Origin of the sequence: Mesorhizobium sp. M7D.F.Ca.US.004.03.1.1 (genome assembly GCF_003998635.1) — a bacterium.
Taxonomy (GTDB): domain Bacteria; phylum Pseudomonadota; class Alphaproteobacteria; order Rhizobiales; family Rhizobiaceae; genus Mesorhizobium; species Mesorhizobium loti.
In genome coordinates this window covers 1-2,187 of record NZ_RZQG01000950.1, presented here as the reverse complement: position 1 = coordinate 2,187, position 2,187 = coordinate 1, and the positions used below count along the sequence as shown (strand labels likewise).

The following is a 2,187-nucleotide window of genomic DNA, read 5'->3' as shown; positions in this document are numbered from 1 at the left end:
GCCCGGAGGTGAAGCTGGCGATGACCAGATCGTCGAGCGACAGAGGGAAGGCCAGCATCCAGCCGGACACGATGGCCGGCATGATGACCGGCAGCGTGATCTGGAAGAAGGTCTTCACCGGCGTTGCGCCCAGATCCATTGCGGCTTCCTCAAGCGAGCGATCGAAGGTGATGAGGCGCGACTGCACGACGACAGCGACGAAGCACATGGTCAGCGTGATGTGGGCGAGCGTCACGGTGAGGAAGCCGCGGTCGAGGCCGACAGCGACGAAGAGCAGCAGCAGCGACAGGCCGGTGATGACTTCCGGCATGACCAGCGGCGCAAAGACCATGCCTGAAAAAAGCACCCTGCCCTTGAAGCGCGTGTAGCGGGTCAAAGTGAGTGCAGCCAGAGTGCCCAGCACCGTCGCAACGGTGGCCGAGATCAGGCCAACACGCGCCGTCACCCAGGTCGCGTCCATGAGGCCCTGGTTGTGGAACAGCGAGACGTACCATTTGGTCGAGAAACCGCCCCAGACAGTGACCAGTTTCGACTCGTTGAAGGAGAAGACGATGAGCAGCACGATCGGCAAATAGAGAAAGGCAAAGCCAAGCACGATCGAGGTGATGTTGAAGCGGCTCCAGGTGGTGTTCATGAGGTCACCTGTCCATTTCTTGAGCGCGCGCCTGAGCCCGCTGGAAGAGCATGATCGGCACGATCAGCAGCAACAGCAGGATGACGGCCACGGCCGACGACACCGGCCAGTCGCGATTGGCGAAGAACTCGTTCCACAGCGTCTTGCCGATCATCAGCGTCTGCGATCCGCCGAGCAGGTCGGGAATGACGAATTCGCCGACGGCCGGAATGAACACCAGCAGACAGCCGGCGATGACGCCGGGTAGCGACAGCGGGAAGGTGATCTTCCAGAAAGCGCTGGTCGGCGGGCAGCCGAGATCCTTGGCCGCCTCGATCAGCGAATAATCCATCTTCTCGAGAGCGGAATAGAGCGGCAGCACCATGAACGGCAGGTAGGAATAGACGATACCGATGAAGATTGCCGTATAGGTGTTGAGGATGATCAGCGGCTGGTGGATGACGCCGGTGGCAAGGAGCAGCTGATTGAGCAGCCCTTCGGGCTTGAGAATGCCGATCCAGGCGTAGACGCGGATCAGGAACGAGGTCCAGAACGGCAGGATCACCAGCATCAGCAAGGTTGGGCGGATGGTTGCCGGCGCGCGCGCCATGCCGTAGGCGATCGGATAGCCGACTAGCAATGTCAGGACCGTCGAGATCGCGGCGATGATGACGCTGGTCACATAGGCGTTGAAGTAGAGCGCGTCCTGCGTCAGCCAGGTGTAGTTGTCGAGGCTGAGCTGTTTCAACTGGGCAAGGAACCCGGAAATGCCGCCGCTAAAATCGAGTGCCGGCGTATAGGGCGGAATGGCGATCGCCGTCTGCGACAGCGAGATCTTGAAGACGATGACGAACGGAATGAGGAAGAAGAACAGCAGCCAGACATAGGGGATGATGATGACCAGGCGGCCAAAGAAGGCAGCGCCCAGCCTGGCGAGGGCGGATTTGCCGGCATTGGTTGCCGGAGAGGCTGATGCGGTGGTGACGGCGGCGCTCGACATGCTCGCCCCCTACCGCGTCAGCACGACGCCGGCATCCGGCCGGAAGGAAACCCAGGCGCGGTCGTTCCAGCTCAACGGATCCTCGGTGATGCGGGCCGCGTTCATGGTGCTCGCCCGCACCACCTGGCCGTCGTCCAGCCTGACGTGATAGACGGTCATGTCGCCGAGATAGGCGATGTCGTAGACCTCGCCCTCGATCGCGTTGACCGCCTCGGCCGGCTTCTTCGACGACACCTTGATCTTTTCCGGCCTGATGGCGAAGGTGACGGCCGTCCCGGCGCCGGCGGTACCGGCATTGTCAGTGCGGATGGTGATGCCATTGCCGGCATCGATGCTGGCGCCGCCCGCCTCGCCACGCGCGATCTTGCCCTCGAACATGTTCACATTGCCGACGAAACCGGCGACGAAGCGCGACCCCGGCGCCTCGTAGACTTCGGCCGGCGTTGCCACCTGCATCACCTCGCCCTTGTCGATGATGGCGATGCGATCGGCCATCGTCATCGCCTCTTCCTGGTCGTGGGTGACGACGACGAAGGTCAGGCCGAGGTTCTGCTGCAGGTCCATCAGTTCGAAC

The 2,187-nt window shown here is 62.1% G+C and carries 3 protein-coding genes; all 3 read right to left on the bottom strand.

What is annotated here, in order from left to right:
• Positions 1-634, bottom strand: a 634-nt coding sequence (locus EN935_RS32360; RefSeq protein ID WP_127374038.1) for an ABC transporter permease subunit, incomplete at its 3' end; no start/stop codon positions are given.
• 4 nt (positions 635-638) lie between these two features.
• On the bottom strand, positions 639-1,613 hold the full coding sequence (locus tag EN935_RS32355) for an ABC transporter permease subunit (RefSeq protein ID WP_109670228.1): 975 nt from the start codon (positions 1,611-1,613) through the stop codon (positions 639-641).
• Positions 1,614-1,622: 9 nt separating this feature from the next.
• Positions 1,623-2,187, bottom strand: a 565-nt coding sequence (locus EN935_RS32350) for an ABC transporter ATP-binding protein (protein WP_164771543.1), incomplete at its 5' end; no start/stop codon positions are given.